Raw genomic sequence first — 25,769 nt, forward strand, 5'->3', positions numbered from 1 at the left:
CCGCCCCCGCCAGCGCCATGACGCCGACGTCGCGGGTTGCCGGGGCCCGGATCAGCCGTGCGATCCCGACGAGCGCGGTCAGCATGACCGGCGCCACCCACACCAGCCCCCGCCGCGTGCCGAGCGTCACCTCCCACAGCACGTCTGGACGCGGGTAGGTCAGCCCGAACAGCCCCTGGCGCATCCCGTCCCAGCCGACCACGCCCTGGTAGCCGAGCCGAAAGGGCGCACCGTGCGCCAGCCAGTTGTAGCCGAGCAGCACCGCGCCCGCGAGCAGCGCCGGCGCCACCGCGGCACCGATCGCGCGGGCCCGGACGGGGGGCGGAAAGCGCCACAGTCGCACAAGCGCCCAGCCGCCGATCACCGCACCCCCGATCGCCGCAGGATATTCGATCACAACTGCCCAGCCGAGCGCTGCTCCGGCCACGGCGGCCAGGCCCACGCGCGATTCGGTTCCTTCCGTCCCCCGCCACACCGCCCAGATCGCGACAACGAACAGTGCCGCGACCGGAGCGTGCCCGAACAGCGTCGTCGACCAGCCCCACATCGGCGATCCGAGCGCAAAGCCGAGGCTCGCGAAGACGCCCGCCGCCGCAGAGCCGCCGAGGGCGGTACCCAGATCGAACAGCAGCACCGCCGCGGCCGCGGTCAGCAGCGCCGCGCCGGTCATGGTGGCGAGCTTCAGGCGCAGGCGGAGGAAGCGGTCGGCGGCCGGATCATAGGGGGAAAAGGACAGATCGGCGGATCGCATGCCGCTCGTGGCCTCCGCCGCCCAGACCGCCGGCAGCGCCATCAGCGTCGTACCCGGAGCCTTGTCGGAGTAGAAATGGTCGCCGAACTGCGCCTTGTCGATGGTCAGCGGGGCGAAGCGGTCGATCCGCGCGCTGCCATCCTCCGCGATGGTGATGGCAGCGAACAGCCGCGTCGCGTTGTTCGCGTTCCACTCCCACGATCCGAACCACGCGCACGACAGCCACACCAGCACCAGGATCAGCCCGGCCACCCGGCCGGGCCGCGCTGCCTCGCTCACCCGAACAGCCAGTGGCCAAGCAGCCGATTGAAGGGGAAGGTGAAGAAGCCGGCGATCAGCAGCGCTCCCGTGACCATGCCCCGCACGGCCGCGCGGTGCCCCGCGACGTTGTGCCGCCGCGCGTGCCACCACAGCAGCGGCACCTGCACCAGCGTCCAGAGTGAAAGCAGGTGGATCCAGCTCCAGGAGCCGTTCACCGTGTGGATGCGGAACGACAAGAGCGCGGTTGCGATCATCGCCGCGACCCAGACCGTCCCGAGCACCCGGTGCGACCGATCACCGCGGCGCCGCAGCATCAGTGGCACGGTGAGCACTAATGCAACAACGATCGTCGCGATGTGTGGCCAAATCGCCGCGGGCACCTGCCCCCATTCGGCGCGGCCGCGCAGCAAGGCGGCGAGGACGAACACCAGCAGCACGCCGGCCCCGATGCCGAGCAGCCGCTCGAACCGGTCGGGCGCGAGCGACACGCGCCGCGCCGGTGCGATCGTCGGTTCCGCCAGTGTCGCCATGCGCGTTCCCCCCGAACAGCCCGGATGCCACGCTATCGCGGTGCCGAAGGGCGCGCAACGAGTCGCTTCACTGCGGCGACCAGACCGTCACCTCGCTTCCGAAGATGACCGGCCGAGGCAGGCCGAAGATGAAGTAGGGGCTGAGCAGCGGCGGCGCGCCCGCGGCATCGAGCCGCCCCTGCTGGTCCGCGTCGAGTGCAATGTCGAGCGCGGCGACGTTCTCGTGGAGCTGCTCTGCCCGGCTCGCGCCGACCAGCACCGACGACACGCCGGGTCGACCTGCGACCCAGGCGAGCGCGACCTGCGCCATGGGCCGCCCGAGCTCCGCCGCCACCGCGCGCAGCACGTCGACCACGTCGAAGTTCGCTTCCGTGAAAAGCATGCCCCCGAACGGATTGTCGCCATTCAGCCGCCCGTCGCTGCCGCCCGTCGGCGTCTCGCCCGCCGCATCGGGGACGCCGCCCGCCGGTCCTGCATCGCGCAGCTTCTCGCGCCCGTACTTGCCCGTCAGCAGCCCGGCCGCGAGCGGGCTCCACGGCACCAGCCCGAGCCCGAGCGCCTGCCCCGCCGGCACCACGTCGAGCTCGACCCCGCGATCGAGCAGGTTGTAGCTGTACTGCAATCCGATCGGCGCGGGCAGGCCGTGCGCCTGCGCCAGCGTCGCGACCTGTGCGACATACCAGGCAGGCGCGTTGGAGAAGCCGTAGTAGAGGATGTCGCCCCGTGCGACCGCGTCGGTCAGCGCCCGCAGCACCTCCTCGACCGGCGTTGTCCGGTCCCAGACGTGACCCCAGAACAGGTCGATCCGATCGGTGCCGAGCCGCCGCAGCGATCCTTCGATGCCGTCCCGGATGTTGCGCGCGCTGTTGCCGCCCGCGAGCGGATTGCCGGGCGTGCGCGCGAAGCCCGCCTTGGTCGCGATCACCAGCCGGTCGCGGAGCCCGCGCGCCGCGACGAACCGGCCGAGCATGGTCTCGCTATCGCCGCCGGAGTAGACATCGGCCGTGTCGATGAAGTTGCCGCCGGCATCGACATAGGCGTCGAAGATGGTGCGCGAGGTCGCCTCGTCCGCGCCCCAGCGTCCCGCGCCGAACGTCATGGTGCCGAGCGCGAGCGGGCTGACGGCGAGCCCGGAGCGGCCGAGCGTGCGATAGTGGGTGAGGTCCATTGCTGTATCTCCTGCGTGACTGCGCCCGAGATAGCGGTGCCGGTCCAACCCGATTAGGACGGGATTTCCGCAAGGGCTTGTGAGTAGGATGCAGCAATGAGACGGGGCGATCTGGATGACCTGGCGGCGTTCGCGGCCGTCGCCCGCGCGCGCAGCTTCACCCGCGCCGCCGCCGAGCTCGGGCTTTCCCCTTCGGCGCTCAGCCATGCGATGCGCGCGCTGGAACAGCGGCTCGGCGTCCGCCTGCTCGCGCGCACCACACGCAGCGTCGCACCGACGACGGCGGGGGAGCGGCTGCTGCAGTCGCTGGGGCCGGCGCTCGCGCAGGTGGCGCAGGGACTTGCCGGACTGGCCGACTGGCGCGGCGCCCCGTCGGGCACGCTGCGGCTGACCACCTTCTGCTCGGGCGCGCGGCTGGTGCTGGCGCCCGCGCTGCCACGTTTTCTGCGCGACCACCCCGACGTGTCCGTCGAGGTGGTTGTGGAAGAGCGGCTGGGCGACCTCGTCGCGGGCGGGTTCGACGCCGGCATCCGACTGGGCGAGACGGTCGACCGCGACATGGTGGCGGTCCGGGTCGGCCCGGACCTCAGGACCGTGGTGGTCGGCACGCCCGAGTATTTCTCCAGACATCCGAAGCCGCGCTCACCCGACGAGCTGTCGGAACACCGCTGCGTCAACTACCGCCTGTCAGGCGGCGACGGCGGACTGCTGCCGTGGGAGTTCGAGCGCGACGGTCGCGAGGTCAAGGTACGTCCGTCCAGCCAGCTAGTGTCGACGGACGAGGTGCTGTCCGGCGCTGCGGTCCGCGCCGGCGCCGGTCTCGGCTATATGTTCGAGGTCGACGTGGCGGCGGAGATCGCCGACGGGCGGCTGATCCAGGTCCTGGACGACTGGTGCGTGCCGTTCCCCGGCCTGTACCTCTACTATCCGAACCGGCAGGTCACGCCGGCGCTGCGCGCGCTGATCGACGCGCTACGCTGGCCGGCGGACAGACCCGCGGCTCAGTTCGGGACGTAGGCGCGGTCAGCGCGTGCCTTCGCGGCGTTCTCGCGCCGCGCGGCGCCGAACTGCTGGTTGGCGCAGCCGATGCCGCCACCCGGGCCGACCGTCGAGCAACTGCCGATCCCCGTCGCGCCGACCGACAGTGCGCCCTCCGCCTTGGTCGCCCAGGCCTGGTACTCGGGCTTGATCTCGGGATTTCGCAACTCCTTGGGCACGCGGAACTGCTCGCCCGCGTCGCGGCGCTGACAGACGACGATCTCGTCGCCCTCGGCGTTGGTCGGGCACTTCTGGTCGCCGTAGACGATCGTCACGCCGTTCACCGGCGCATCCTGCGCCAGTGCCGGCAGCGGTGCCGCGGCGAGCGCAGCGAGGGTCAAGAGGGCCTTCATCACCATTCTCCTCAAATCCGCGTTGCCACGCCGATCGCCGCGCGGCACCCGAACCGGATCAGCGCGGACAGCACCGGATAGCCGAACGCGCGCTCCGCGCCATGCTCCAGCGCCAGGTCGCGGTGCTCGAGCTCCTCAGCCTGGAAGCGCGCGATCGCCTCCGACAACTCGGGATCGTCGTCGCCCAGGTCGCGAAGCTGCTGGGCATAGTGCTCGTCGATCTCGGTCTCGACCGCGGCGGTGCACGCCATCGCCGCCTCCGGCCCGATCGCCGCCGTCACCGCGCCGAGCGCGTAGCCCGCGATGTGCCAAAACGGCTGGAACAGCGTCGGGCGGACGCCGCGGCGCACGATCATGTCGTCGAAGAAGGCGCGGTGCACCACCTCCTGCGCCTCCATGTGCGCGATCTTGCGCGCCATCGGGTGGCGGTCGCCCATCACCGCGAGCTGCCCGGCATAGATCCGGGTCGCGCCGAATTCCCCCGCCTGGTCGACGCGGATCATCGCCTCCACCGGCTCGCGTCGGTCACCGGGACGCCAGCGCCTCACCGCTTCACCGCCAGCCGCGCGACCGTCACGGCGCCGATCAGCGAGATCAGCGCATTCCATCCAGCAAGCGAGATGCCGACGAGCCGCCACTGCGCCACGTCGCAGCGCACCATCGGAGCCGCCAGGATGTTCTTCAGCATGTCCTCCGTGCTCCCGCCCATCCGAACCGTCGAGGTGCAGCCGGTGATTCCCGGCCACCAGCCATATTCCACGCCGGCGTGGAAGACGCCGATCAGACCGGAAATGGCGATCGCGGCCGCCGCGAGCAAGACCAGCGCGCGCCGCGCGGGCACCGGCAGCAGGAACGCGAGCAGCGCCAGCGCGATTGCTGCGTAGTGGGGCCAGCGCTGCCAGTGGCACATCTCGCACGGATAAAGCCCGCCCAGATACTGGGAGCCGAGCGCGCCCGCCATCAGCGCCGCCGGGACCAGCAGCGCCAGGCGATTGGCGGTGAGCAGCCCGTGGCGCAAGCGGCCGCTCAGCGTGCCTTGCGGACCGCCGCCGCCTTGGGCTTCGGCGCGACGGCGGCGGTCTGGACCGCCGGCCCGAGCCGACCGATCGTCTTCAGCGCATAGTCGAGCTGGAAGTCCTTGATCCCCTTCGTCTCCAGCTCCTTGGCCGACGCGGTGAAGCGGGGATCGTCGCTCGTGTCCTCCTCCAGCGCCTTGTTGTCGACCTTGGCGGTGTTGATCAGGTGACGGCGCAGGTCCGCCTCGCGGAAGACGGGGCGGGTCTTGTAGTCGGGATCGCTCAGCTGCGGCACCGCGATGTCGGGCTCGATCCCGCCCTCCTGCACCGAGCGGCCGGACGGCGTGTAGTAGCGCGCGGTGGTGAGCCGGAGCGCCGAATTGGACGACAGCGGGAGCAGCGTCTGCACCGATCCCTTGCCGAAGCTGCGCTCACCCATCACCAGCGCGCGGTGGTGGTCCTGGAGCGCGCCCGCGACGATCTCCGAGGCGGAGGCCGTGCCCGAATCGGTCAGGACGATGATCGGCAGGCCCTTGGTCAGGTCGCCGGGCTTGGCATAATAGCGCTCGATGTCGCTCTTCGCCCGGCCGCGCTGCGACACGATCTCGCCGTGGTCCAGGAACACGTCGCTGACCTCGATCGCCTGGGTCAGCAGCCCGCCGCCATTGTCGCGCAGATCGACGACGTAGCCGAGCGGCGCGCGCCCCAGCGACTTCTCGATCGCCATGATCGCGGCGCGGGTGTCCGCCCCGGTGTTGGCGCTGAAGGTGTTGATGTTGATGACGCCGATGCCGTTCTTCACCTCCCACTTGACCGGCTTCTGGACAATGATCTCGCGCACCAGCGTGACGTCCAGCGGCTTGTCGCGACCGGGGCGGACCAGCGTAATCGACACCTTGGTGCCGGCCGGGCCGCGCATTCCCTCGATAGCCTCGTCCAGGCTCTGGCCGTAGATCAGCGTGCCGTTGATGTGGGTAATATAGTCGCCGGACTTGATTCCGGCGCGGTAGGCGGGGGTGTCCTCCGTCGGGGCGATCACCTTGACCGCGCCGTCCTCCATGCTGACGGTGAGGCCTAGGCCGCCGTAGTTGCCCTCCGTCGCGATCCGCATGTTGTCGAACTCGAGCGCGTCGACGTAGCTGGAGTGCGGGTCGAGCGCCGCCAACATGCCCTGGATCGCGCCCTTGACCAGCGTCTTGTCGTCGACCTTGTCGACGTAATCCGCCTTTACCCGGTTGTAGATGTCCATGAACACGTCGAGGTCGCGGTAGGCGCCGCTGTCGACCTGGGCCATCGCGGCGGTGGTCAGCGGCACGGCCGCGACCGTGCCGAGCAGCGCCGCGGCGCGGAACAGGGAAGGGAACAGGCGTGGCATGGGGCAGGTCCTGACGGAGGCGTAAGGCCGTGGTTTTAACCGGTTTCGCGAGGAGGTGCAAAACACGGCGGCGCTGAATGCCGGCTGACTGGCGGGCGCGCCTCAGCCGATCAGCTGAGCGAGATCGACCGCCTGCCCGCGTCGGCGCAGCTCCACCGTGATCCGCGGTTCGTCACCGAGCACCGCCCGGCCAAGCGGCGCGCCGGATGCCACCGTGCCGCCGACGGTCGCCGCGATGGCATCCAGCCCGATCACCGCACTCGACCAGCCGTCACCGTGATCGATGATGACGACACCGCCATAGTCGCGGAACGGCCGCGCGAACACGATCCGGCCCGCCGCCGGTGCCCGGACGAGCGCGCCCGGCGCCACCAGCAGCGTGACGCCGCGGGCGCGCACGCCGCTTGTCGAAAGCTCGCCCAGCCCCTCCACCACCCGGCCGGCGGCCGGCAGCCGATAGGGCGCGGTGCCGAAGCGCGCACGCGGCTCGGCGATCCCGCGCTCCGGGCGGGGCAGCGGCCCGGGCAGCGCCGCCAGCGCCGCGCGGACCTGCGCCGCATCCTCGGCGGTGCCGAGCCGGTCCACGAGCTCGCGCGCCCGCTCGCCGAGCGCCAGCGCGCGGTCGCTCTCGACCAGAGCCGAGCGGTCGAGCGTCGCGCCGCGCAGCCGCTCCGCCCCCTGCAGCTGGACGAGCGCGAGGCGCTCGCGCTGGAGCCGCGCCTGACCGGCGGCGAGCGCCTGCGCAGCGGCGACCGCGCTCGCTCGCAAGCGCTCGGCGCGGGCGATCTCGGCCCGCACGGCGCGGCTGCGCGCCTGCACGACGGGGAGGACGGTGCCGAGCACCGCGCGGACGTGGACCACCTCGTCGACCGACCCCGGCTGCGCGACCGACAGCGCGGCCGGGCGCCGCGCGAGCGACTGGAGCGCCGCGACCAGCCGCTGGATCGGCGCCTGCCGCTCGGCGAGCGTTTCCCGCGCACTGCCCAGCGCCCGCGCGGTCAGCGCCGCCTGGGCGCGCGCGGCGGTGATCTCCGCCTCCGCCGCGCGGATCCGCTCGGCAACCGCTGCCTCGCGCACGCGGGCCCGATCGGCGGCGTCGCGTGCTTCGTCGGCGTCGCGCTCCAGCAGCCGCGCCCGCGCGTCCGCCGCTGCCGCCGCCCGCTTGGCCGCCGCGAGCCGCGCCTGGTCGCTGACGGGTGCAGCGCCGAGGAGAAACAGGCTTAGCACACCCGCCAATGCTCGTGCCGAGCTTGTCGAGATACGTGCCCGCACCACGCCCGCCGACAAGCTCGGGGCGAACGGCAACGCGTGGAGATCACCCCTCACGGTGGTACGGGTGCCCGGCGAGGATGGAGGTCGCGCGCCACAGCTGTTCCGCCAGCATTGCGCGCGCGAGCATGTGCGGCCAGGTCAGGCGGCCGAACGAGAGCAGATAGTCCGCCTGCGCTCGCGCCGCATCGTCGAAGCCGTCGGCGGCGCCGATCAGGAAGCGGCACTCGCGGACTCCCTCGTCGCGCCAGCGCCCGAGCCGGTCGGCGAACGCCTTCGATCCCGGGGTCTCGCCTGTCTCGTCGAGCAGCACGATCCGCGCCCCGTCGGCGGGCGGAACGCGCCCGCCCGTGTCCGGCAGCTCGGTCACCTTCACCGGCCAGCTGATCCGTTTGAGGTAGCGCTCAACCAGCTCCGCTTCCGGGCTCCGCCCGATCCGTCCCCGCGCGACGATGTGCAGCTGCATGTCAGGAGGTCGACCGAACGAACATGACGCTCCTGTCGCACGCTCGGATGCCTGCGCCAACTCAGGGTATGGTCATCCCGCGTATGATTCGGCTTGACCGACCCGGCTCAGTGCGGCTCGCCGCCGCCGGTGCCCGGCGCGTCGCCAAACGACCACATCCGCTCCAGATTGTAGAAGGTGCGGACTTCCGGGCGAAACAGGTGGACGATCACGTCGCCCGCGTCGATCAGCACCCAGTCGGCGTTGGGCAGCCCTTCCACGCGCGCGGTGCGGCCGAACTCGGCCTTGATCTTCTCCGCGAGCTTGGTCGCCATCGACGCGACCTGGCGGGTCGAGCGACCGGACGCGACCACCATGTGATCGGCGATCGACGACTTGCCGGCGAGCGGAATGGTCACGGTGTCGACCGCCTGATCATCCTCCAGGCTGGTCATCACCAGCGCGTGCAGCCGATCGGCCGCGTCGGATTGGGCGTCAGTGCCGGTGGTGCGGATCGCATGGGGTTGGGTGGCCAAGGTTACTCCAATGTCGGGTTGCGGTGCGTGAGTCCGCAGGTAGGGACGGTCATGCGACGATGCCAGTCGGGGTCAGCCGCGCGCAGCCGCGTCGCGGAGGTGGGATCGGGACGAAAGCGCAAGCGCACAACCGCCGGTAGTCTCCACTCGGTCCAGTTCGTCGCCATGGCCGCGGGCCGCACCCAGCGCCGCAGCCAGCCCATCGCCGGACCCGCGAGGGCGGCACTCTCATACCCCGGCCGCGCCACGGCCGCAATCGGCATCGTGCGCGCGATCCCCCGCCAGTCGCGCCAGCGATGAAAATCGGCGAGGTTATCCGCCCCCATGATCCAGACGAACCGATGGTGCGGGAATCGCCGCCGCAGGGCGCGAAGTGTGTCGATCGTGTAGCGGGTGCCCATCGCCGCCTCGATCCCGGTCGCGCGGATGGGCGCATGCCGCGCCATCCGCCGGGCAGAGGCGAGCCGCGCGGCGAACGGCGCCATGTCGGTCGCGCCGGCCTTCAGCGGATTGCCGGGCGACACCAGCCACCACACCTCGTCCAGGCGCATCTCGTGCAGCACGGCGAGCGAGATGCGGCGGTGCGCGCGGTGCGCGGGATTGAACGACCCGCCGAGCAGCCCGATCCGGCTCAGCGGCCTGCTCCAGGCGAACGGATCAAGTCATGGTCAAGAGTCATGCCGACATCCTTAACGGTCCCGTCCCGGCCCGCCAGTGGGCAGAAGAATATGCCAGCATCGCTGACCTTGTTGTCACCGCGCTTGAAACTTTCTAACAACGCACCGGACAGCGGTCCCGTGCGTTACGGCGGGGCACGCGAGGTGGAGAGAGCATGACCGACGAGCGCGCCCGCGCCAACCTGCAGCCGCTGTCCCTGCACGTGCCGGAACCCCGATTCCGGCCGGGCGACCCGGTAGACTTCGCCGATGTCGCAGTGCCGCCGGTCGATGCCGCGCGCCGACCGGACACCGCCGCCGACCCGAGAAGCTTTCACGAGCTCGCCTTTGGCCTGGTCCGGGTGCTGGAGCTCGACGGGACGGCCGGCGGACAGTGGAACCCGCGGCTGTCACCCGACCAGATGCGCCGCATGCTCCGCAACATGGCGCTGACCCGCGCCTTTGACGAGCGCATGTTCCGCGCTCAGCGTCAGGGCAAGACCAGCTTCTACATGAAGTCGCTGGGCGAGGAGGCAGTGTCGATCGGCGCCGCCGCCGCGCTCGCCGATGACGACATGTGCTTCCCGTCGTACCGGCAGCAGGGCATCCTGCTCTCGCGCGGCTGCCCGCTCGTCGACATGATGAACCAGATCTACTCGAACCGCGGCGACAAGCTGATGGGTCGACAGCTGCCGATCATGTACTCGGAGAAGCGCTTCGGCTTCTTCTCGATTTCGGGCAACCTCACCACCCAGTACCCGCAGGCGGTCGGCTGGGCGATGGCGTCGGCGGCCAAGGGCGACACCCGCATCGCCGCGACCTGGTGCGGCGAGGGATCGACCGCGGAGGGCGACTTCCACTCCGCCTGCACCTTCGCCAGCGTCTACCGCGCCCCCGTCATTTTCAACGTCGTCAACAATCAGTGGGCGATCTCCAGCTTCTCAGGGTTCGCCGGCGCGGAGGCGACGACCTTTGCCGCCCGCGCCATCGGCTATGGCATCGCCGGGCTCCGGGTCGACGGCAACGACGCGCTCGCCGTCTACGCCGCGACCCAGTGGGCGGCGGAGCGCGCGCGCACCAACGGTGGGCCGACGCTGATCGAGCACTTCACCTACCGCGCGGAGGGGCACTCCACCTCCGACGACCCGACCCAATATCGCTCGGCGGGGGAACCCAACGCCTGGCCGCTCGGCGACCCGGTCGTGCGCCTGCGCGACCACCTGATCGCGCTTGGTGAATGGGACGAGGAGCGTCACGCCCAGATGGACAGGGAGCTCGCCGAGGAAGTCCGCGCCGCCCAGAAGGAAGCGGAGAAGAACGGCGTGCTCGGCCACGGCATGCACCAGCCGTTCGAAACGATGTTCGAGGGCGTGTTCGAGCAAACGCCCTGGCACCTGAAGGAACAGCAGGCGCAGATGATCGCCGAGCGCCAAGCGGCGGGGATCTGACGATGGCCCGCATGAACATGATCCAGGCGATCAACTCCGCGCTGGAGGTCACCATGGCGCGCGATCCCGACGTGATCGTGATGGGGGAGGACGTCGGCTATTTCGGCGGCGTGTTCCGGGCCACCGCAGGGTTGCAAGCCAAGTACGGGAAGACTCGGGTGTTCGACACACCGATCACGGAGATCGGGATCGTCGGAGTCGCGATCGGGATGGGTGCCTACGGCTTGCGCCCCGTACCGGAGATCCAGTTCGCCGATTACATCTATCCCGCGCTCGACCAGCTGGTCAGCGAGGCGGCGCGGCTCCGCTACCGCTCGGCCGGCGATTTCACCGCGCCGATCACGGTTCGCAGCCCGTACGGCGGCGGCATCTTCGGCGGCCAGACCCACTCGCAGTCGCCCGAGGGCATCTTCACCCACGTGTCGGGCATCAAGACGGTGATCCCCTCGACGCCGTACGACGCCAAGGGGCTGCTGATCGCCGCGATCGAGGACAACGACCCCGTCCTCTTCCTGGAGCCCAAGCGCATCTACAACGGCCCCTTCGACGGCCACTATGATCGCCCGTCCAAGAACTGGGGCAGCCATCCCGCGGGCGAGGTGCCCGAGGATCATTACCGCGTCGACCTGGGCACTGCCGCCACCGTGCGGGTGGGCAACGATGTGACGATCCTCGCCTATGGCACGATGGTCCATGTCGCGCTGAACACGATCGAGGAGCTCGGGATCGACGCCGAGGTGATTGACCTGCGCACGCTCGTCCCCCTCGATATTGGGGCGATCGAGGCATCGGTGAAGAAGACCGGCCGCTGCGTGATCGTGCACGAGGCGACCCGCACCAGCGGCTTCGGCGCGGAGCTCTCCGCGCTGGTTCAGGAACGCTGCTTCCACCATCTCGAGGCGCCGGTCGAACGGGTCACCGGCTTCGACACGCCCTATCCCCACAGCCTGGAGTGGGCCTATTTCCCCGGGCCGGTGCGCATCGGCGAGGCGCTAAAGAAAGTCATGAAGGACTGACCGATCCTGCCTACCCCGTTCGCTTCGAGCGAAGTCGAGAAACGGGGTTTTGACGATGTCTCGACTTCGCTCGACATGAACGGATCAGGATTATGGCGCGCTTCGAATTTCGTCTGCCCGACATCGGCGAGGGCATCGCCGAGGCCGAGATCGTCGCCTGGCACGTCGCGGTCGGCGACCACATCGAAGAGGACGCGCAGCTCGCCGACATGATGACCGACAAGGCGACGGTCGAAATGGAATCGCCGGTTGCCGGCACGGTGGTGGCGCTCGCCGGCGAGGTCGGCGACCAGATCGCGATCGGCACCACGCTGGTGGTGATCGAGACGGAGGAGGCCGCGGGTGACGTGGCCGAACCGATGCCGGTGAGCGCGGCAACCGAGGAGCAGATCGAGGCCGAGAACCCAGGCGTGGAGGAGGTGGTCGAGACGTCAGCCCCGCAGCCCGCCCGTGCTCCAGCGCAGGCGGGAGCCGAGAGCCCCACAGCTTCCGTCAGCGACGCTGGGCTCCCGCCTGCGCAAGAGCACGGCGCGGAGCAGGCCCGCCCCGTCCTCGCCTCTCCCGCTGTCCGCGCGCGCGCCAAGGATCTGGGCGTCGACCTCAGCCAAGTCCGGCACGAAGGATTGCACGTCCGCCACGCCGACCTGGACGCCTACCTCCGCTACGCCGGCGGCCAGGGCTATCACGCGCCCCACGCCAGTCGCGCGCGCGACGACGTACCGGTCAAGGTGATCGGGATGCGCCGCCGCATCGCGGAGAACATGGCGGCATCGAAGCGCCAGATCCCGCACTTCACCTACGTCGACGAGATCGACGTGACCGCGCTGGAGGAGATGCGGGGCCAGCTGAACGCCAGCCGCGGCGACCGGCCGAAGCTGACCATGCTGCCGTTCCTGATCGTCGCGATCTGCCGGACGCTGCCCGACTTCCCCATGATCAACGCTCGCTACGACGACGAGGGCGGCGTGGTGACGCGGCACGGCAGCGTGCACCTGGGCATGGCGACGCAGACCGACGCCGGGCTGATGGTGCCCGTGATCCGCGACGCGCAGGACAGGAACGTGTGGCAGCTCGCCGCCGAGATCACCCGACTGGCCGACGCGGCGCGGACCTCCAAGGCGAAGTCCGAGGAGCTGAGCGGCTCGACCCTCACCGTCACCTCGCTCGGTCCGCTCGGCGGCATCGCGACGACCCCGGTCATCAACCGTCCCGAAGTTGCGATCATCGGCCCCAACAAGATCGTCGAGCGCCCTGTGTTCAAGGGCGACGAGATCGTGCGCGCGAAGCTCATGAACCTGTCGATCAGCTGCGACCACCGCGTCGTCGATGGCTGGGATGCGGCAAGCTACGTCCAGGCGGTCCGCAAGCTGCTGGAGACGCCGGTGCTGCTGTTCGCCGACTGATGGCGCACTGGCTGCTCCTCTACGACCTCGCGCCCGACTATCTGGAGCGCCGCGGCGTGCTGCGGAGCGCGCACCTGCTTGATGCGGAAGCGGCGGTCGCGCGCGGTGAGCTGGTCCTCGGCGGCGCACTTGCCGACCCGGCGGACCGGGCGGTGCTGCTGTTCACGTCGGACGACGCTCGGGTCGCCGAGCAGTTCGCGCGAGCCGATCCCTATGTGACTGCCGGGCTGGTGACGGCGTGGCAGGTGCGCAGCTGGGTTACGGTGGTCGGCGACGATGCCGCCGCGCCGGTCAGATCGGAGTAGCACGCGAGGGTTCCTCGCTGAGCCACACAACTATATGCGAGCGCTACGCATCCTATATGCGGTCAGGCTCGTTGCGCCCGCGTGCCGGAGATTACACCACCCGATCCCTATATCCTGATGCTCGCCGGGTTCGGCGCGCTGACGGCGCTTGTCGTGTGGTTGCCGCTCGCGCTTCGCAAGCTGCCGCTGTCGCTCCCGATCATCTGCATCGCGATCGGCGCGGCGATCTTCGCGCTGCCGCAGGTCACGCTGCGACCGCTGCCTACCGACTTCCCGACCATCACCGAGCGGTTCAGCGAGTTCGTCGTGATCATCGCGCTGATGGGCGCGGGTCTGAAGATCGACCGTCCGTTCCGCTGGCGCAAATGGGGCATCACCTGGCGGCTGCTTGCGATCACCATGCCGCTCACCATCCTCGCGATCGTCGGGCTGACGATGTGGGGCATGGGGCTGTCGCTCGCCGCTGCGCTGCTGCTGGGCGCGGCGCTCGCTCCGACCGATCCGGTGCTCGCCGCCGATGTTCAGGTCGGTCCGCCGAAGTCGGGCGACGAGGACGAGGTGCGCTTCGGCCTGACGTCGGAGGCTGGGCTGAACGACGGGCTCGCCTTTCCCTTCGTCCATCTGGCGATCATGCTCGCGACCGTCGCCGCTGCGGGCAAGCCGTGGCTCGGCGAGTGGCTGAGCTACCGCGTGCTGTGGGAAGTCGGCGCCGGCGTCGGTGCCGGGTGGCTGATCGGGCGCGCGTTCGGCTGGCTGACCTTCAAGGTCCCCGCCGAATCGAAGCTGGCGCAGACCGGCGACGGGCTGATCGCGCTCGCCGCGACCTGCCTGTCCTACGGTCTCGCCGAGATGATCCACTGCTACGGCTTTCTCGCGGTGTTCGTAACCGCGCTGGCGCTGCGAAGTTCACACCGCCACCACGAGTTCCACGCCGACATGCACGCCGTCACCGAACAGATCGAGCGGCTGGCGATGATGGTCCTGCTGCTGCTGTTCGGCGGCGCGCTGATGAGCGGGGTGCTCCGCGCCGTTCAGCCGATCGACGTGGTGATCGCGGTCGTCGTGCTGCTGGTCGTTCGGCCGGTGTTCGGGCTCGTCGGCCTGTGGGGCGTAACGGCCGACCGGTCGGAGAAGCTGACGCTTGCCTTCTTCGGCATCCGCGGCGTCGGCTCGATCTACTATCTCGCCTACGGGCTCAACCACGTCGACCTGCCCGGCGCCGACCGGTTGTGGGGGTTTATCGCGCTGGTGATCCTGCTCTCCGTCGTGCTCCACGGACTGACGGTCACGCCGGTCATGCGGCTGATCGACCGCCAGCAGGGCCGCGACCCCGACCGCGATGCGCCGGGCGAGCATGCCGAGCCATCGACGGTCTGAGTTCCCTACACCAGCTCCAACAGGCCGGCCGCGCCCATGCCGCCGGCCGTGCACATGGTGACGACGACGAAGCGCACGCCGCGCCGCCGCCCCTCCAGCAGCGCGGCGCCGACCATCCGCGCACCGGTCATGCCGAACGGGTGCCCGATCGCAATCGCCCCGCCGTTGACGTTGCAGCGTGTCGGATCAATGCCGAGCGTGTCGCGGCAGTAGAGACACTGGCTGGCGAACGCCTCGTTCAGCTCCCACAGGCCGATGTCGGCGATGCTCAGCCCTGCACGGGCGAGCAGCTTGGGTACGGCGAGCACCGGCCCGATCCCCATCTCCTCCGGCGCGCAGCCCGCCACCTGGAAGCCGCGGTACACGCCCAGGACCTCGCGGCCCTCCGCCTCCGCTAGGTCGCGCGCCATGACGACCTGCGCGGCGGCGCCGTCCGACAGCTGGCTGGCGTTGCCGGCGGTGACGCAGCGTCCTTCCGCGATAAGCGTGCCGCCCGACCAGACCGGCCGGAGCGCCGCCAGCGCCTGCTCGGTGGTGTCGGGGCGGATCCCCTCGTCGGCGATGACGGTGATCTCTTCCGTGCCGATCGGCTGCCCGGCCGTGTCGAGCAGTGCGCGCTGGACGGTCAGCGGCACGATCTCCTCCGCCGTGCGCGCGACCGCGGCAGCGGCACGCCGGTGGCTCTCGGCGGCGTAGCGGTCCTGCGCCGCGCGGCTGATGCCGTAGCGCTGGGCGACCACCTCCGCGGTCTCGATCATCGCCATGGCCGCGTTCGGCTCCTGCGCGAGGACGCTCGCGGGAACATCACGAGCGGCGCCTTTCACGACCGTGTGGCTGATCGACTCGCTCCCGCCCGACAGCGCCACGTCGATGTCGCCGGCGATGATCGAGCGCGCGGCGAGGGCCAGCGTGGTGAGCCCAGAGCCGCACTTGCGATCAAGCGTCAGCGCGGGGACGCCGCGCGGCAGCCCGGCGGCGAATGCGGCCATCCGCCCGGCGTTCCCGGCCTGCTCGCTCCACTGATTGCCGACGCCCCAGAAGATGTCGTCGATCCGCCTCGAATCGATTCCGGCGCGTGCGATCGCGCCGGTCATGGCGTGAGCAGCGAGAACCGGCGCCTCCGTCGCGCTGAAGTAGCCGCGATACGCCTTGCCGATTCCGGTACGGGCAGTGGACACGATCGCTGCTTCACGCACGCCAACGACTCTCCCGAACTTCCAGTTTCGGGTATGGCGCTACTCGATCAGCAGCTCGGCAGCAATCAGTCCCGGAAGACGGGTGATCGCTTCTCGAAGGCGGCCCGGACCGCCTCCAGCTGGTTGGGGGAGCGCAGCAGCGCGGCCTGTTCTGCACTCTCGGCCGCTAGGATTGCCGCCGCGTCGCCCTCCAGGTTCGCCAGCCGCTTGGCGGCGCGGATCGCGTGCGGGTTGCGCGCGGCGATATCGCGGGCGAGCGCCAGCGACTCGCCGAGCGGATCGTCCGACGCTCGCGTCGCGAAGCCATGCCGCACCGCCTCCACCCCGTCGAACGCGCGCGCGGTATAGGTCAGCTCTCGGACGACGTCGTCGCGCACGCTGCCGCGCCACAGCGCGAACCCGGCTAGGTCGGGGACGATGCCCCACTTTAGCTCCAGGATCGCCAGGCGGGTCGCCGGGTGGACCAGCCGCACGTCGGCACCGCTCATGATCTGCAGTCCGCCGCCCAGCGCCACACCGTGCACCGCCGCGATCACCGGCACCGCCAGCGTCCGCCACCCCCACACCACCTGCTGCAGCGCATTGGCCGCGCCGTGGCTGCGCGTGGAGAGGTCCAGGTCGCCGCCGCCCGCCGCCATGCTCGCCATGTCTAGCCCGGCGCAGAAGCCGCGGCCTTCCCCGGACAGCACCACGGCCCGCAAGCCTGGCGTCGCCGCCAGCGTGTCGATCGCCGCCACGATCGCGGCAAACATCGCCGGATCGAGCGCGTTCAGCTTGTCCGGCCGATTCAGGCGGACGTCGGCGACGCCGGCGTCCACGGCAATGGTCACGCGCTGATCGGTCATCTTCCCAACCTAGGCTGACCCGGACCGGCCGCCTATGCCTTTCTCCGTCCGAGGCAGCGACAAGCGAGCCGTTTGTCATGCCCGATCGCGCGCGATAGTCGTGCCGGTCATGCCCGCCGCGTTCGATCCCCTCGCCTTCGTGCGGCTGCCGCTCGCGCACCACGGCACCCACCTCGGCATCGCCTACCACGCGCATGGAGCGAACTGGGCGGAGTTCGCGCTGCCTTACCGCGCCGACCTGATCGGGGAGGAGGAGAGCGGCGTGCTCGCGTCCGGGCCGATCCTGACCCTGATGGATCAGGCCGCCAGCTTGGCCGTGTGGATCCGACGCGGCGCCTTCCTGCCGCACGCGACGCTGGACCTCAGGATCGACTACCTCCGCCCAGCCGCGCCGGGCCGTACCGTGATCGGCCGCGGCGAATGCTATCACCTGACCCGCAGCGTCGCGTTCGTCCGCGGCCAGGCACACGACGGCGACCCCGGCGATCCCGTCGCGCATGTCGCCGGCACCTTCATGACCACGGGCTCATGGTGAGGCTGCCGCCCTATGCCGAGCGGCTTGGCATGCGGCTGGAGGGCGACGGCGCCCGTTCCGGTATCGTCATGCCGTTCGGCCCATCGGTCCTTGGACGACCGGGCTTCCTTCACGGCGGCGTCATCGGCGGACTGCTGGAGGTCGCCGCGATTGTCGCGCTTCGCCCCGCGATCGACGACGCGGCGGTCACGATCAAGCCGATCAATCTGACGGTCGACTATATGCGCGGTGGTCGCGACGCCGACACCCACGCCGCCGCGACGATACGGCGGCTCGGCAGCCGTATCGCGAACGTCGACGTGTCGGCGTGGCAGGAGGACGCGTCACGCCCGATCGCGGCGGCGCGGCTGACCTTTCTGCTCAGGCGACCGGCGGATTGACCGACCGGTCAGCCGACGACGGCCTCAGGACCTGGTCAGCTTGAGCAGCCGGCCCGCCGACCCGCGGCCGCCGTCCTCCAGCACCCAGATCGCGCCGTCCGGCCCTTCCTCCACCTCGCGGATGCGGGCGCCCATCGGCCACTGATCGCCCTTGCTCGCCGTGGTACCCTGCACATCGACGCGCACCAGTGCCTGGCTGGAGAGTCCGCCAATGAACAGGTCGCCGCGCCACTCCGGGAACATCGCGCCGTGATAGAGCATCAGCCCGCCCGGCGAGATCACCGGATTCCACGACACCTTGGGTGCCTCGAACCCATCGCCCGGGGCATGGTCCGGGATCGGTCGGCCGTCGTAATGGTCGCCGTTGGACACGCGCGGATAACCGTAGTTGGCGCCGGCGCGGATCAGGTTGACCTCGTCGCCGCCCTTCGGCCCCATCTCCTGCTCCCACAGGTTGCCGGCCTCGTCAAAGGTCACCCCGAGGAGGTTGCGGTGGCCGTAGGACCACACCGCGGGATGGAAGCCGCGGCTGGTCAGCGCCGGATCACCGGCCGGCTTGCCGTCGAGCGTGAGCCGCAACACCTTGCCGAGCGTCGCCTTCGGGTCCTGCGCCGGCTCGAACTTCTGACGCTCGCCATTGGTAAAGAACAGGAACCTGCCGTCCGGCGAGAAGGCGATACGCCCGGAATAATGGCCGTCGCCCTCCACGAAGGGCGTCGCCTGGAAAAGGGTAGTGACGCCGGTCAGCGTCTCCGCTCCCGACGCACCCGCCAGCGTGCCGCGCGCCAGCACCACGCCCTTGCCGCCGGCGCCGGTGGCCGAGTAGCTGAGGTACACCTGCCGGTTCTGAGCAAAGCCGGGTGCGAGCACCACGTCCATCAGCCCGCCCTGCCCGGCCGCATCGACCGGGAGCGTTGCGATCGCCCGGCTGGTACGTCCATCGGCGGTGACCAGCAGCAGCTGCCCGGCCTTCTCCGTCACCAGCATCCGGCCGTCGGGCAGGAAGGTCATCGCCCATGGGGCCTGGAAGTCGGCGACCGGCGTGACCGTGAACGGGAGCGTGCCCGCCGCCGGCGCCGCGGCGGATGTATCCGGCGCGGACTGCGAAACCGACGGCGCCTCCGAGCAGGCGAGCAGCAGCGTGGTGAAGGCGATCAACGGCAACTTCGTCACAAGATACTCCTTGAGTTCGCCAGTGAACGCCTGATCCATGTTGCGGTTTCGCGGCACGCGCAGCCGGCGAAGGCGATGGTCTGGATCGACGACGCGGCGGTCTTAGCAATACAGCCGAAGCGCTGCTTATGCCTCAGCAGGCGTGGCGAACTCGGGAGCAATGGGATCACACGGGAATGGCGCACCCGACAGGATTCGAACCTGTGGCCTCTGCCTTCGGAGGGCAGCGCTCTATCCAGCTGAGCTACGGGTGCCGGCGCGTGAGGCCGTGCCTAGCAGCGGCTAGGCGTCGGCGCCAGCCCCGTTCGCATGTGCCGCCGGCGGTGGGGTCTTGGGCTTGAACGGGCACAGGTCGGCGACGACGCAGCGCCAGCATTCCGGCCGCCGCGCCTTGCAGGTGTAGCGGCCGTGCAGGATCAGCCAGTGATGCGCGTGGAGACGAAAAGGCGCGGGCACGCCCTTTTCCAGCTTCAGCTCGACGGCGAGTGGGTCTTTGCCGGGCGCCAGGCGGGTTCGATTGCAGACGCGGAAGATGTGGGTGTCGACCGCGAACGTCTCCTGCCCGAAGGCGGAGTTAAGCACCACGTTCGCGGTCTTGCGACCGACCCCGGGCAGCTGCTCCAGTGCCGAGCGGTCGGCAGGCACCACGCCGCCGTGATCGCGGATCAGCGCTTCGCTGAGCGCCAGGACGTTCTTGGCCTTGATATTGTTGAAGTTGATCGTCGCGACGTACGCGCGGATCGACTCCAGCCCGAGTGCGGCCATCTTCTCGGGCGTGTCGGCGACGGCGAACAGCGCGCGCGTGGCCTTGTTCACGCCCGCGTCGGTCATCTGCGCGGACAGCACCACCGCGACCAGCAGGGTAAAGGCGTTGGTGTACTCGAGCTCGGTTTCGGGAACCGGATTGTCGGCAGCGAGGCGCTCGAAGAACTCGAAGCGCTGGGTACGGTTCAAAGGCCGAGCACCTCCGCCATCGCGTAACGGCCCGGCGGCTGGCTGCGCAGCCACAGTGCGGCGCGGATCGCGCCGCGTGCGAAGATCGCGCGACCATCAGCGCGGTGGACGAGCTCGATCCGCTCGCCTTCGCCCGCGAACACCACGCTGTGGTCGCCGATCACCGATCCGCCGCGCAGCGACGCAAAGCCGATCGTCCCCTCGCTGCGCGCCCCTGTCAGCCCGGCCCGGTCCTGAACGCCCGCCTCCGCCAGCGTGACGTCGCGCCCGTCCGCCGCCGCCGCGCCGAGAAGCAGCGCAGTGCCGGACGGCGCGTCCACCTTGTGACGGTGGTGCATCTCGACGATCTCGATGTCCCAGTCGGCAGCGTCGAGCCGCGCCGCGGCCTCCTTCACCAGTTGCGCGAGCAGCGTCACGCCGAGCGAGGTGTTGCCGGTCTGCAGCACCGCGATCTCGCCCGCCGCGGCGTCGATCAGCGCGTGGTGCTCACCCGACAGCCCGGTGGTGCCGATCACGATCGGCGTGCCCGCTGCGCGCGCGGCCGCCAGGTGCGGCGTCAGCGCGGCGGGGGTCGAGAAGTCGACAAGCACGTCCGCGGCCTCTGCGACCGGCAGCGGATCGTCGCGCGAGTCCGCACCGCCCGCCAGCCGGGCGCCCATCGTGCCCATCTCGGCGGCGATCACCTGACCCATGCGCCCCAGGCTGCCGTAAATACCGATGCTCGCCATGCCGCCCTCTCCATGCCGGTCGCGCCTTGGCAGAAAGCGGGCGCGATGGGGAGTGTGAAGGTTGAGTATTACAACCTTTCGCCCGCGACGGTGACACAGCGTACCGCCGGAGGCTAACACGGCGACATGGCCGATCACCCCTCCATCGTCATCCTTACCGGCGCGGGCGTCTCTGCCGAGAGTGGCATCGCGACCTTCCGCGGGCCAGGCGGCTTGTGGGAGGGGCACCGGGTGGAAGACGTGTGCACGCCCGAGGCGCTCGCACGCGATCCCGCGCTTGTGCACCGCTTCTATGATCTTCGCCGCGCGGCGCTCGACGGAGTGCAGCCGAACGCTGCCCACCGGGCGCTCGCGCGGCTTGATGCCGCCTGGCCGGGCGAGCTGCTGCTCGTCACCCAGAACGTCGACGACCTGCACGAGCGTGCCGGATCGACCCGCCTGCTCCACATGCACGGCAAGCTCCGCTCGGCACTGTGCGCCCGGTGCGGAGCGCGCGCGGCCTGGGCGGGGGCGCTGCCGCCCGGAACCGCTTGTGCGGCATGCGAGGCGGTCGCGCTCCGGCCCGACATCGTCTTCTTCGGCGAGATGCCCTACGGCATCGACGCGATCGAGGCGGCGCTGGCGCGGGCCGACCTGTTCGTTTCAATCGGCACCTCGGGCGCGGTCTACCCCGCGGCCGGGTTCGTCCGCACCGCGCGCCACCACGGTGCGGCGACGCTCGAGCTGAACCTCGATCCGTCGGACGGCAGCATCTGGTTCGACGAGAGCCGGATGGGGCCCGCAGGCGTGCTGGTGCCGGCGTGGGTGGACGAACTGCTCTCCCGCGCTCAGGCGTAGCGCGAGAGGTCCGGCTCCTTGCCCGGCGAGCCGACCAATTTGGTCGCGACCGAGCGGACTGCGGGCATGCTGGCGATCGCGAGCGTCCCGTGGAGCAGCTTGATGCCGAGCCGGCTCTCCGGGTGCATCAGCCGCGGCGCGAACTTGGGTGTGCCCTGTCCCTCCGCCACCATCGGCCGCATCTGCTCCTCATAAGCCGTGAAGGCGTCCTCGATCCGATCATGGCGCGAGAGCTCGCCGGCCAGCACATAGGCGCCGGTCACGGCGAGCGTCGATCCGACGCCGCCGAGCGGGGTGACGCACCACGCCGCGTCGCCCGTCAGCACAACGCATCCCCGCGACCAGCGCGGGATCCTGACCTGGCGAAGCACGTCGAGGTAGAAGTCGTCGGTGTCGGCCATGCCGGCGAGGACACGGTCGGTCTGCCAGCCGGCGCCGGCGAACTGCTCACGCAGGAACGCCTTCTGCCGATCTGCCGACCAGTCCTGCTCACCCTCCGCCTGCCGGGAAAGGCACAGCATCGCCCGCGTCGTGCCGTGGCGATCGGGGCGGAGCGACACGCTGCGCTTGCCCGGCGCATTGTACCAGCGCCACGTGCGATCGTCGCCGGGCGCGCGCGGGATCGTGAAATAGGCGATCGTCATGTCCATCCAGCGCGGGTCGTTCTCGCCCGCGAAGACCTGCTCGCGTGTGGCGGAGCCGACTCCCTCAGCGATCACGACCGCATCGAACGTCTCGCTGGTACCGCTGGCGAAAGTGACGCGGGCGCCGGCGTCGTCCTGATTGATCCTCTCGATCCGGTCGTCGAACAGGTACCCAGCCCGCTCGCGAGCGGCATCGTAGAGCAGGCGGGCGAGATCGCCGCGCAGGATCTCCATCTCGGCGGTCGGGCCGTCCTGCCCCAGTTCCTCGGTGATGAAGCTGGCGGCGGGGGACCCATCCTCGTTGACCCAGACGGTGCCTTCCTCGCCCGTGCCGCGGTCAAGCGCCGCCTGTTCCAGGCCCATCCGGCGCAGCACCTCGCGCCCGACGCCGCGGATGTCGATGTTCTGCCCGCCGTCGCGGAAGGCCGGGGCACGCTCGACCACCGTGACGTCGAAACCGCGGGTCGCCAGCAGCGCGGCAACCGCGTTGCCGGCGATGCTCGCACCGCTGATCAGGATCCGCCGGGCCACCATGTTCTCCTTCGCAGCAGAAACATCATGCGTGATGCTTATGTTCCCTCCAGCGCGGTAATGAAGCGTTGGAGGAGCGCGACCAGCGTCGCCTGCTCCGCCGCCATCAGCCCGGTACCGCCGCGCGCGTTCTCCGCGCGCAGCACTTCGCCACCGAGCGCCGCCATGCGCTCGCCCGCCGCCGTCAGCGTGATCAGCGCGGCGCGGCGGTCGTCGGGGTGCGCGGTCCGGGTGAGCAGCCCCATGCCCTCCAGCTTGTCGAGGAGCGCGACCATCGCCGGCTGGCGCACCGCGGAGTGCGCGACCAGGTCCCGCTGCCGCATCGGCCCCTTCCACGCGAGCAGCAGCACCGGCCCGATCAGGCTCAGCGACAGCCCATGTTCGCGCAGGCGCGCGTCGACGTTGCGGTTGAAGACGCGGGCGGCATGGTTGGCGAGATAACCCGGGGCCGTTGCCGCCTCGGGATGGATCGTGTCGTCGGCACTCATGCGCGCCGCTATAGATCAGGGAGCGCCTGATCCGCGCGTCCCCAGTCGCGCAGCACCGCGCCGTCGGCCCGCACCAGCAGTTCGGCGACGTCGGCGATCGTGTAGGGCGCCGCCTGCTCCAACGCCGCGAGCTCGTCCCAAGTCACCGGCGCGGCGACGCTCGGCCGCTCGCGCGCACGGACCGAATAGGGCAGCACAGCGGTCGCCCCGCGCTGATTGCGAAGCCAGTCGAGGAAGATGCGCCCCTTGCGCTCCGACTTGCGCATGTTGGCGGTGTAGCGTTCCGGGTGCGCCTGCGCGACTGCGCGGGAGAAGCGATCGGCGAAGTCCTTGACCGCCACCCAGTCCCGCGATCCGTCGAGCGGCACCACGACGTGGACGCCCTTGCCCCCCGACACCATCGGGAAACTGGCGAGCCCGAGCTCCCCCAACAGGTCGCGCAGCTCGATCGCGGCGTGGCGGACCGCGGCGAAGTCGAGGCCCTCGTCGGGGTCAAGGTCGAACACCAGCCGGTCGGGGTGCTCGACGTCGCTCGCCGGCGCGCCCCAGCCGTGGAACTCGATCGTTCCCATCTGGACGCAAGTCAGCAGCCCCTCGCCGTCGTCCACGACCAGATAGTCCTCGGTGCTGCCGTCCTTCTCGCGGATCGGCACGTGGCCGACCTTCCCGCCGAAATTGCCGGCGTCGTGCTTCTGAAAGAAACAGTGCTTGCCGCGCCCCTGCGGGCAGCGGACCAGGCTGACCGGACGGTTGCCGAGCCAGGCGAGCATCGGTTCGGCAACCTGCGCGTAATAGGCGGCGAGATCGCCCTTGGTGCTGCCATCACCAGCAAACACGACGCGGTCGGGATGGGTGATCGCGACACCGAACGGCTTCGCGTCCGGCGCCTTGACGGGCCGTTCGGCGACGACCTCCTTCGCCGCCTTGTCCTCGCGCAGGCCGAGGAAGCTTGCGTGGCGCACCACGCCGTCGGCAGTGAACTCGGCGTAGGCGACCTCGGCGACCAGCGTCGGGCGCAGCCAAGTGACGCCGCGCGCGGCGGCCCGCGGGACGTCGCCCGCCGGGGTCTTGCGCGCGAGCGGCCGGAATTCGCGCATCAGCATGTCGCGCGTGTCGGCGTCGAAGCCGGTGCCGACCCGGCCCGCGTAGCGCAGCGTACCGTCCTCGTTCACGCCCAGCGCGAGCGAGCGCAGGTCGCGACCCTTCTTGTCGCTCTCGACATAGCCCAAGATCACGAACTCCTGCCGGCGCGTGCACTTGGTCTTGAGCCAGCTGCGCGAGCGGGTGCCGCGGTAGGGCGCATCGGCGCGCTTCGACACAATGCCCTCATACCCCTCGCGGCACAGCGACTCGTACAGCGCCTCGCCGCTCGTCTCGATGTGCTCGGCATAGTGGATCGGCTCGGACGCGCCCTCCAGCAGCGTCGCGAGCCGCTCCTTGCGGTCGCGGTTCGACAGGCCGGTCAGGTCCTCGCCGTCCTGCTCCAGCAGGTCGAATGCGAAGTAATGGAGCGGAGCCCCCGACTTCAGCGCCGACTGCAGCGCGGAGAAGTTCGGCCGCCCATCCTTGTCGAGCGCAACCACTTCGCCGTCGAGGAGGCACGGCGGCAGGTCGAGCGCCGCCACCGCCTCCACCACCGGTCCGAACCGATCGGTCCAGTCGAGCCCGTGGCGCGTGTAGGCGCGCACCTCGCCCCCGCTCACGCTCAGCAGCGCGCGGTAGCCGTCGTACTTAACCTCGTGCAGCCAGCCCGTCCCCCCCGGGACGTGGTCGACCAGCGTCGCGAGCTGCACGTCGCGGAAGGCGGGCAGCGCGCCCCCCTTCTTGCGCGACGACCATGTCGCCTTCGGCTTCGGCTTGGCCTTCTGCGGCGACTTGGCGGACACGGTCACGTCCGCACCTTCTGCGATCTCCACCATCGTGCGGCCCGTGGCGACGCTGGTCAGCGCGGTGTCGACCAGCCCGCCCGACGCGCCGGCATGCTCGTCGTCGATCTTGCGGAGCAGCCAGTTCTCGCGCTTCTCGCCGGCGCGCGGCTTCAGGCGAATCAGCAGCCACTCGCCCTTCATCCGCTCGCCGTGGAGGATCACGTGGACGTGCCCCTCCTTGATCGTCTTGACCGGGTCCTTGCCGCCGTACGGCTCCCACGTGCCCCGATCCCACAGCATCACCGTGCCGCCGCCATACTCGCCCTTGGGGATCGTCCCCTCGAACGTCGCATAGGAGAGCGGGTGGTCCTCCGTCCGCACAGCCAGCCGCTTATCGTTTGGGTCGAGGCTGGGCCCACGGGTGACCGCCCAGCTCTTCAGCACGCCCTCCATCGCTAGCCGGAGGTCCCAGTGCAGCCGCGTCGCGTCGTGCTTCTGCACCATGAAGGTCCGCCCGCCCGCCTCTCCGCGCTCGCCCGCGGGTTCGGCGGTGCGCGCGAAGTCGCGCTTGGCGTTATAGTCGGCGAGCGCGTCCGCCTCGGCCGCGACCCGCTCGGCCACCTTCTTGGCCGCGCGCGCCACC

27 protein-coding genes and 1 tRNA gene are annotated in these 25,769 nt (G+C 70.3%); 9 read left to right on the top strand and 19 right to left on the bottom strand.

Annotated elements, in window-relative coordinates; translation table 11 throughout:
• Positions 1 to 1,026: 1,026 nt before the first annotated feature.
• Positions 1,027 to 1,542, bottom strand: coding sequence for a DUF2306 domain-containing protein (locus CRO12_RS04010; RefSeq protein WP_097062680.1), 516 nt, complete (start codon positions 1,540 to 1,542; stop codon positions 1,027 to 1,029).
• Between the two features lie 67 nt (positions 1,543 to 1,609).
• Positions 1,610 to 2,710, bottom strand: a complete 1,101-nt coding sequence (locus CRO12_RS04015; protein ID WP_097062681.1) for an aldo/keto reductase — start codon at positions 2,708 to 2,710, stop codon at positions 1,610 to 1,612.
• A 96-nt stretch (positions 2,711 to 2,806) separates the two neighbouring features.
• Here CRO12_RS04015 and CRO12_RS04020 point away from each other — a divergent pair, with 96 nt between their 5' ends.
• Complete coding sequence (locus CRO12_RS04020) at positions 2,807 to 3,727, top strand: LysR family transcriptional regulator (protein WP_097062682.1); 921 nt, start codon at positions 2,807 to 2,809, stop codon at positions 3,725 to 3,727.
• On the opposite strand, the gene CRO12_RS04025 is transcribed toward CRO12_RS04020, so the two are convergent.
• The 8 genes from CRO12_RS04025 to CRO12_RS04060 all read right to left on the bottom strand — a co-directional run bounded on the left by CRO12_RS04025 (position 3,712) and on the right by CRO12_RS04060 (position 9,377).
• Positions 3,712 to 4,101, bottom strand: coding sequence for a hypothetical protein (locus tag CRO12_RS04025; protein WP_245858191.1), 390 nt, complete (start codon positions 4,099 to 4,101; stop codon positions 3,712 to 3,714). The two genes, CRO12_RS04020 and CRO12_RS04025, sit on opposite strands and share 16 nt — an antisense overlap.
• Before the next feature lie 11 nt (positions 4,102 to 4,112).
• Complete coding sequence (locus tag CRO12_RS04030; RefSeq protein WP_245858276.1) at positions 4,113 to 4,604, bottom strand: demethoxyubiquinone hydroxylase family protein; 492 nt, start codon at positions 4,602 to 4,604, stop codon at positions 4,113 to 4,115.
• Between the two features lie 41 nt (positions 4,605 to 4,645).
• Positions 4,646 to 5,119, bottom strand: coding sequence for a disulfide bond formation protein B (locus CRO12_RS04035; protein ID WP_281253375.1), 474 nt, complete (start codon positions 5,117 to 5,119; stop codon positions 4,646 to 4,648).
• Positions 5,120 to 5,127: 8 nt separating this feature from the next.
• Complete coding sequence (locus CRO12_RS04040; RefSeq protein WP_097062684.1) at positions 5,128 to 6,492, bottom strand: S41 family peptidase; 1,365 nt, start codon at positions 6,490 to 6,492, stop codon at positions 5,128 to 5,130.
• Between the two features lie 102 nt (positions 6,493 to 6,594).
• The gene (locus CRO12_RS04045) at positions 6,595 to 7,818 is read right to left on the bottom strand and encodes a murein hydrolase activator EnvC family protein (RefSeq protein ID WP_245858193.1); all 1,224 of its coding nucleotides are present in this window, start codon (positions 7,816 to 7,818) and stop codon (positions 6,595 to 6,597) included.
• Positions 7,808 to 8,227: a 23S rRNA (pseudouridine(1915)-N(3))-methyltransferase RlmH gene (locus CRO12_RS04050; protein ID WP_097062686.1), complete on the bottom strand. Its 420-nt coding sequence runs from the start codon at positions 8,225 to 8,227 to the stop codon at positions 7,808 to 7,810. Before CRO12_RS04050 ends, CRO12_RS04045 begins: the two co-directional genes overlap by 11 nt.
• A gap of 107 nt (positions 8,228 to 8,334) precedes the next feature.
• Positions 8,335 to 8,661, bottom strand: a complete 327-nt coding sequence (gene rsfS, locus CRO12_RS04055; protein WP_097063337.1) for a ribosome silencing factor — start codon at positions 8,659 to 8,661, stop codon at positions 8,335 to 8,337.
• An 83-nt stretch (positions 8,662 to 8,744) separates the two neighbouring features.
• Positions 8,745 to 9,377, bottom strand: a complete 633-nt coding sequence (locus CRO12_RS04060) for a nicotinate-nucleotide adenylyltransferase (RefSeq protein WP_097062687.1) — start codon at positions 9,375 to 9,377, stop codon at positions 8,745 to 8,747.
• A gap of 197 nt (positions 9,378 to 9,574) precedes the next feature.
• Between CRO12_RS04060 and CRO12_RS04065 the strand changes: the two genes are divergently transcribed.
• The 5 genes from CRO12_RS04065 to CRO12_RS04085 all read left to right on the top strand — a co-directional run bounded on the left by CRO12_RS04065 (position 9,575) and on the right by CRO12_RS04085 (position 14,947).
• A complete protein-coding gene (locus CRO12_RS04065; RefSeq protein ID WP_097062688.1) occupies positions 9,575 to 10,846 on the top strand; it encodes a 3-methyl-2-oxobutanoate dehydrogenase (2-methylpropanoyl-transferring) subunit alpha in 1,272 nt (423 codons plus the stop codon).
• Positions 10,847 to 10,857: 11 nt separating this feature from the next.
• Complete coding sequence (locus CRO12_RS04070) at positions 10,858 to 11,862, top strand: alpha-ketoacid dehydrogenase subunit beta (protein WP_097063338.1); 1,005 nt, start codon at positions 10,858 to 10,860, stop codon at positions 11,860 to 11,862.
• 92 nt (positions 11,863 to 11,954) lie between these two features.
• Positions 11,955 to 13,265, top strand: a complete 1,311-nt coding sequence (locus CRO12_RS04075) for a dihydrolipoamide acetyltransferase family protein (protein WP_097062689.1) — start codon at positions 11,955 to 11,957, stop codon at positions 13,263 to 13,265.
• On the top strand, positions 13,265 to 13,570 hold the full coding sequence (locus CRO12_RS04080; protein WP_097062690.1) for a YciI-like protein: 306 nt from the start codon (positions 13,265 to 13,267) through the stop codon (positions 13,568 to 13,570). Before CRO12_RS04075 ends, CRO12_RS04080 begins: the two co-directional genes overlap by 1 nt.
• An 81-nt stretch (positions 13,571 to 13,651) precedes the next feature.
• A complete protein-coding gene (locus tag CRO12_RS04085; protein WP_245858195.1) occupies positions 13,652 to 14,947 on the top strand; it encodes a cation:proton antiporter in 1,296 nt (431 codons plus the stop codon).
• A 5-nt stretch (positions 14,948 to 14,952) separates the two neighbouring features.
• On the opposite strand, the gene CRO12_RS04090 is transcribed toward CRO12_RS04085, so the two are convergent.
• Both CRO12_RS04090 and CRO12_RS04095 read right to left on the bottom strand, forming a co-directional pair.
• Positions 14,953 to 16,143 carry an acetyl-CoA C-acyltransferase gene (locus CRO12_RS04090; protein ID WP_097062692.1) on the bottom strand — a complete coding sequence of 397 codons (1,191 nt, stop codon included), beginning with the start codon at positions 16,141 to 16,143 and terminating at the stop codon, positions 14,953 to 14,955.
• 65 nt (positions 16,144 to 16,208) lie between these two features.
• Positions 16,209 to 16,988: a crotonase/enoyl-CoA hydratase family protein gene (locus CRO12_RS04095; protein ID WP_097062693.1), complete on the bottom strand. Its 780-nt coding sequence runs from the start codon at positions 16,986 to 16,988 to the stop codon at positions 16,209 to 16,211.
• A gap of 109 nt (positions 16,989 to 17,097) precedes the next feature.
• On the opposite strand from CRO12_RS04095, the gene CRO12_RS04100 reads away from it, so the two are divergent.
• Together CRO12_RS04100 and CRO12_RS04105 are read left to right on the top strand one after the other, a co-directional pair.
• Positions 17,098 to 17,523 carry a PaaI family thioesterase gene (locus tag CRO12_RS04100; RefSeq protein ID WP_097062694.1) on the top strand — a complete coding sequence of 142 codons (426 nt, stop codon included), beginning with the start codon at positions 17,098 to 17,100 and terminating at the stop codon, positions 17,521 to 17,523.
• On the top strand, positions 17,517 to 17,903 hold the full coding sequence (locus CRO12_RS04105; protein WP_097062695.1) for a PaaI family thioesterase: 387 nt from the start codon (positions 17,517 to 17,519) through the stop codon (positions 17,901 to 17,903). Before CRO12_RS04100 ends, CRO12_RS04105 begins: the two co-directional genes overlap by 7 nt.
• 24 nt (positions 17,904 to 17,927) lie before the next feature.
• Here the strand turns inward: CRO12_RS04105 and CRO12_RS04110 are convergent, their stop codons facing one another.
• The 4 genes from CRO12_RS04110 to dapB all read right to left on the bottom strand — a co-directional run bounded on the left by CRO12_RS04110 (position 17,928) and on the right by dapB (position 20,758).
• The gene (locus CRO12_RS04110; RefSeq protein WP_245858197.1) at positions 17,928 to 19,076 is read right to left on the bottom strand and encodes a PQQ-dependent sugar dehydrogenase; all 1,149 of its coding nucleotides are present in this window, start codon (positions 19,074 to 19,076) and stop codon (positions 17,928 to 17,930) included.
• 177 nt (positions 19,077 to 19,253) lie between these two features.
• A tRNA-Arg gene (locus CRO12_RS04115) sits at positions 19,254 to 19,330 on the bottom strand.
• Between the two features lie 28 nt (positions 19,331 to 19,358).
• A complete protein-coding gene (gene nth, locus CRO12_RS04120; RefSeq protein ID WP_097062697.1) occupies positions 19,359 to 20,030 on the bottom strand; it encodes an endonuclease III in 672 nt (223 codons plus the stop codon).
• Positions 20,027 to 20,758, bottom strand: a complete 732-nt coding sequence (gene dapB / locus CRO12_RS04125; protein WP_097062698.1) for a 4-hydroxy-tetrahydrodipicolinate reductase — start codon at positions 20,756 to 20,758, stop codon at positions 20,027 to 20,029. Before dapB ends, nth begins: the two co-directional genes overlap by 4 nt.
• A gap of 126 nt (positions 20,759 to 20,884) precedes the next feature.
• Here dapB and CRO12_RS04130 point away from each other — a divergent pair, with 126 nt between their 5' ends.
• Positions 20,885 to 21,595 (top strand): NAD-dependent deacylase, encoded by a 711-nt coding sequence (locus CRO12_RS04130; RefSeq protein ID WP_097062699.1) that lies wholly within the window; start codon positions 20,885 to 20,887, stop codon positions 21,593 to 21,595.
• Here CRO12_RS04130 and CRO12_RS04135 read toward each other — a convergent pair.
• The 3 genes from CRO12_RS04135 to ligD are packed head-to-tail and all read right to left on the bottom strand — an operon-like array spanning position 21,586 to position 25,768.
• Positions 21,586 to 22,770, bottom strand: a complete 1,185-nt coding sequence (locus CRO12_RS04135; protein ID WP_097063339.1) for an FAD-dependent monooxygenase — start codon at positions 22,768 to 22,770, stop codon at positions 21,586 to 21,588. The genes CRO12_RS04130 and CRO12_RS04135 overlap by 10 nt on opposite strands.
• Positions 22,771 to 22,808: 38 nt before the next feature.
• Positions 22,809 to 23,258 carry a MarR family winged helix-turn-helix transcriptional regulator gene (locus CRO12_RS04140; protein WP_097062700.1) on the bottom strand — a complete coding sequence of 150 codons (450 nt, stop codon included), beginning with the start codon at positions 23,256 to 23,258 and terminating at the stop codon, positions 22,809 to 22,811.
• Positions 23,259 to 23,266: 8 nt separating this feature from the next.
• Entirely contained in the window at positions 23,267 to 25,768 is a 2,502-nt protein-coding gene (gene ligD / locus CRO12_RS04145) for a DNA ligase D (protein ID WP_245858199.1), read from the bottom strand.
• Position 25,769 lies beyond the last annotated feature (1 nt).

Origin of the sequence: Sphingomonas guangdongensis (genome assembly GCF_900199185.1) — a bacterium.
GTDB lineage: Bacteria > Pseudomonadota > Alphaproteobacteria > Sphingomonadales > Sphingomonadaceae > Sphingomonas > Sphingomonas guangdongensis.

Bases quoted from the DNA above. Each gene is read 5' to 3' on its own strand.
- CRO12_RS04140 (WP_097062700.1), bottom strand. From the start codon at position 23,258: ATGAGTGCCGACGACACGATCCATCCCGAGGCGGCAACGGCCCCGGGT.
- CRO12_RS04075 (WP_097062689.1), top strand. From the start codon at position 11,955: ATGGCGCGCTTCGAATTTCGTCTGCCCGACATCGGCGAGGGCATCGCC.
- CRO12_RS04025 (WP_245858191.1), bottom strand. From the start codon at position 4,101: ATGAAGGCCCTCTTGACCCTCGCTGCGCTCGCCGCGGCACCGCTGCCG.
- CRO12_RS04020 (WP_097062682.1), top strand. From the start codon at position 2,807: ATGAGACGGGGCGATCTGGATGACCTGGCGGCGTTCGCGGCCGTCGCC.
- dapB (WP_097062698.1), bottom strand. From the start codon at position 20,758: ATGGCGAGCATCGGTATTTACGGCAGCCTGGGGCGCATGGGTCAGGTG.
- CRO12_RS04070 (WP_097063338.1), top strand. From the start codon at position 10,858: ATGAACATGATCCAGGCGATCAACTCCGCGCTGGAGGTCACCATGGCG.
- CRO12_RS04130 (WP_097062699.1), top strand. From the start codon at position 20,885: ATGGCCGATCACCCCTCCATCGTCATCCTTACCGGCGCGGGCGTCTCT.
- CRO12_RS04040 (WP_097062684.1), bottom strand. From the start codon at position 6,492: ATGCCACGCCTGTTCCCTTCCCTGTTCCGCGCCGCGGCGCTGCTCGGC.
- CRO12_RS04095 (WP_097062693.1), bottom strand. From the start codon at position 16,988: ATGACCGATCAGCGCGTGACCATTGCCGTGGACGCCGGCGTCGCCGAC.
- CRO12_RS04065 (WP_097062688.1), top strand. From the start codon at position 9,575: ATGACCGACGAGCGCGCCCGCGCCAACCTGCAGCCGCTGTCCCTGCAC.
- CRO12_RS04105 (WP_097062695.1), top strand. From the start codon at position 17,517: ATGGTGAGGCTGCCGCCCTATGCCGAGCGGCTTGGCATGCGGCTGGAG.
- CRO12_RS04080 (WP_097062690.1), top strand. From the start codon at position 13,265: ATGGCGCACTGGCTGCTCCTCTACGACCTCGCGCCCGACTATCTGGAG.
- CRO12_RS04050 (WP_097062686.1), bottom strand. From the start codon at position 8,227: ATGCAGCTGCACATCGTCGCGCGGGGACGGATCGGGCGGAGCCCGGAA.
- CRO12_RS04015 (WP_097062681.1), bottom strand. From the start codon at position 2,710: ATGGACCTCACCCACTATCGCACGCTCGGCCGCTCCGGGCTCGCCGTC.
- CRO12_RS04100 (WP_097062694.1), top strand. From the start codon at position 17,098: ATGCCCGCCGCGTTCGATCCCCTCGCCTTCGTGCGGCTGCCGCTCGCG.
- CRO12_RS04030 (WP_245858276.1), bottom strand. From the start codon at position 4,604: ATGATCCGCGTCGACCAGGCGGGGGAATTCGGCGCGACCCGGATCTAT.
- CRO12_RS04010 (WP_097062680.1), bottom strand. From the start codon at position 1,542: ATGGCGACACTGGCGGAACCGACGATCGCACCGGCGCGGCGCGTGTCG.
- rsfS (WP_097063337.1), bottom strand. From the start codon at position 8,661: ATGACCAGCCTGGAGGATGATCAGGCGGTCGACACCGTGACCATTCCG.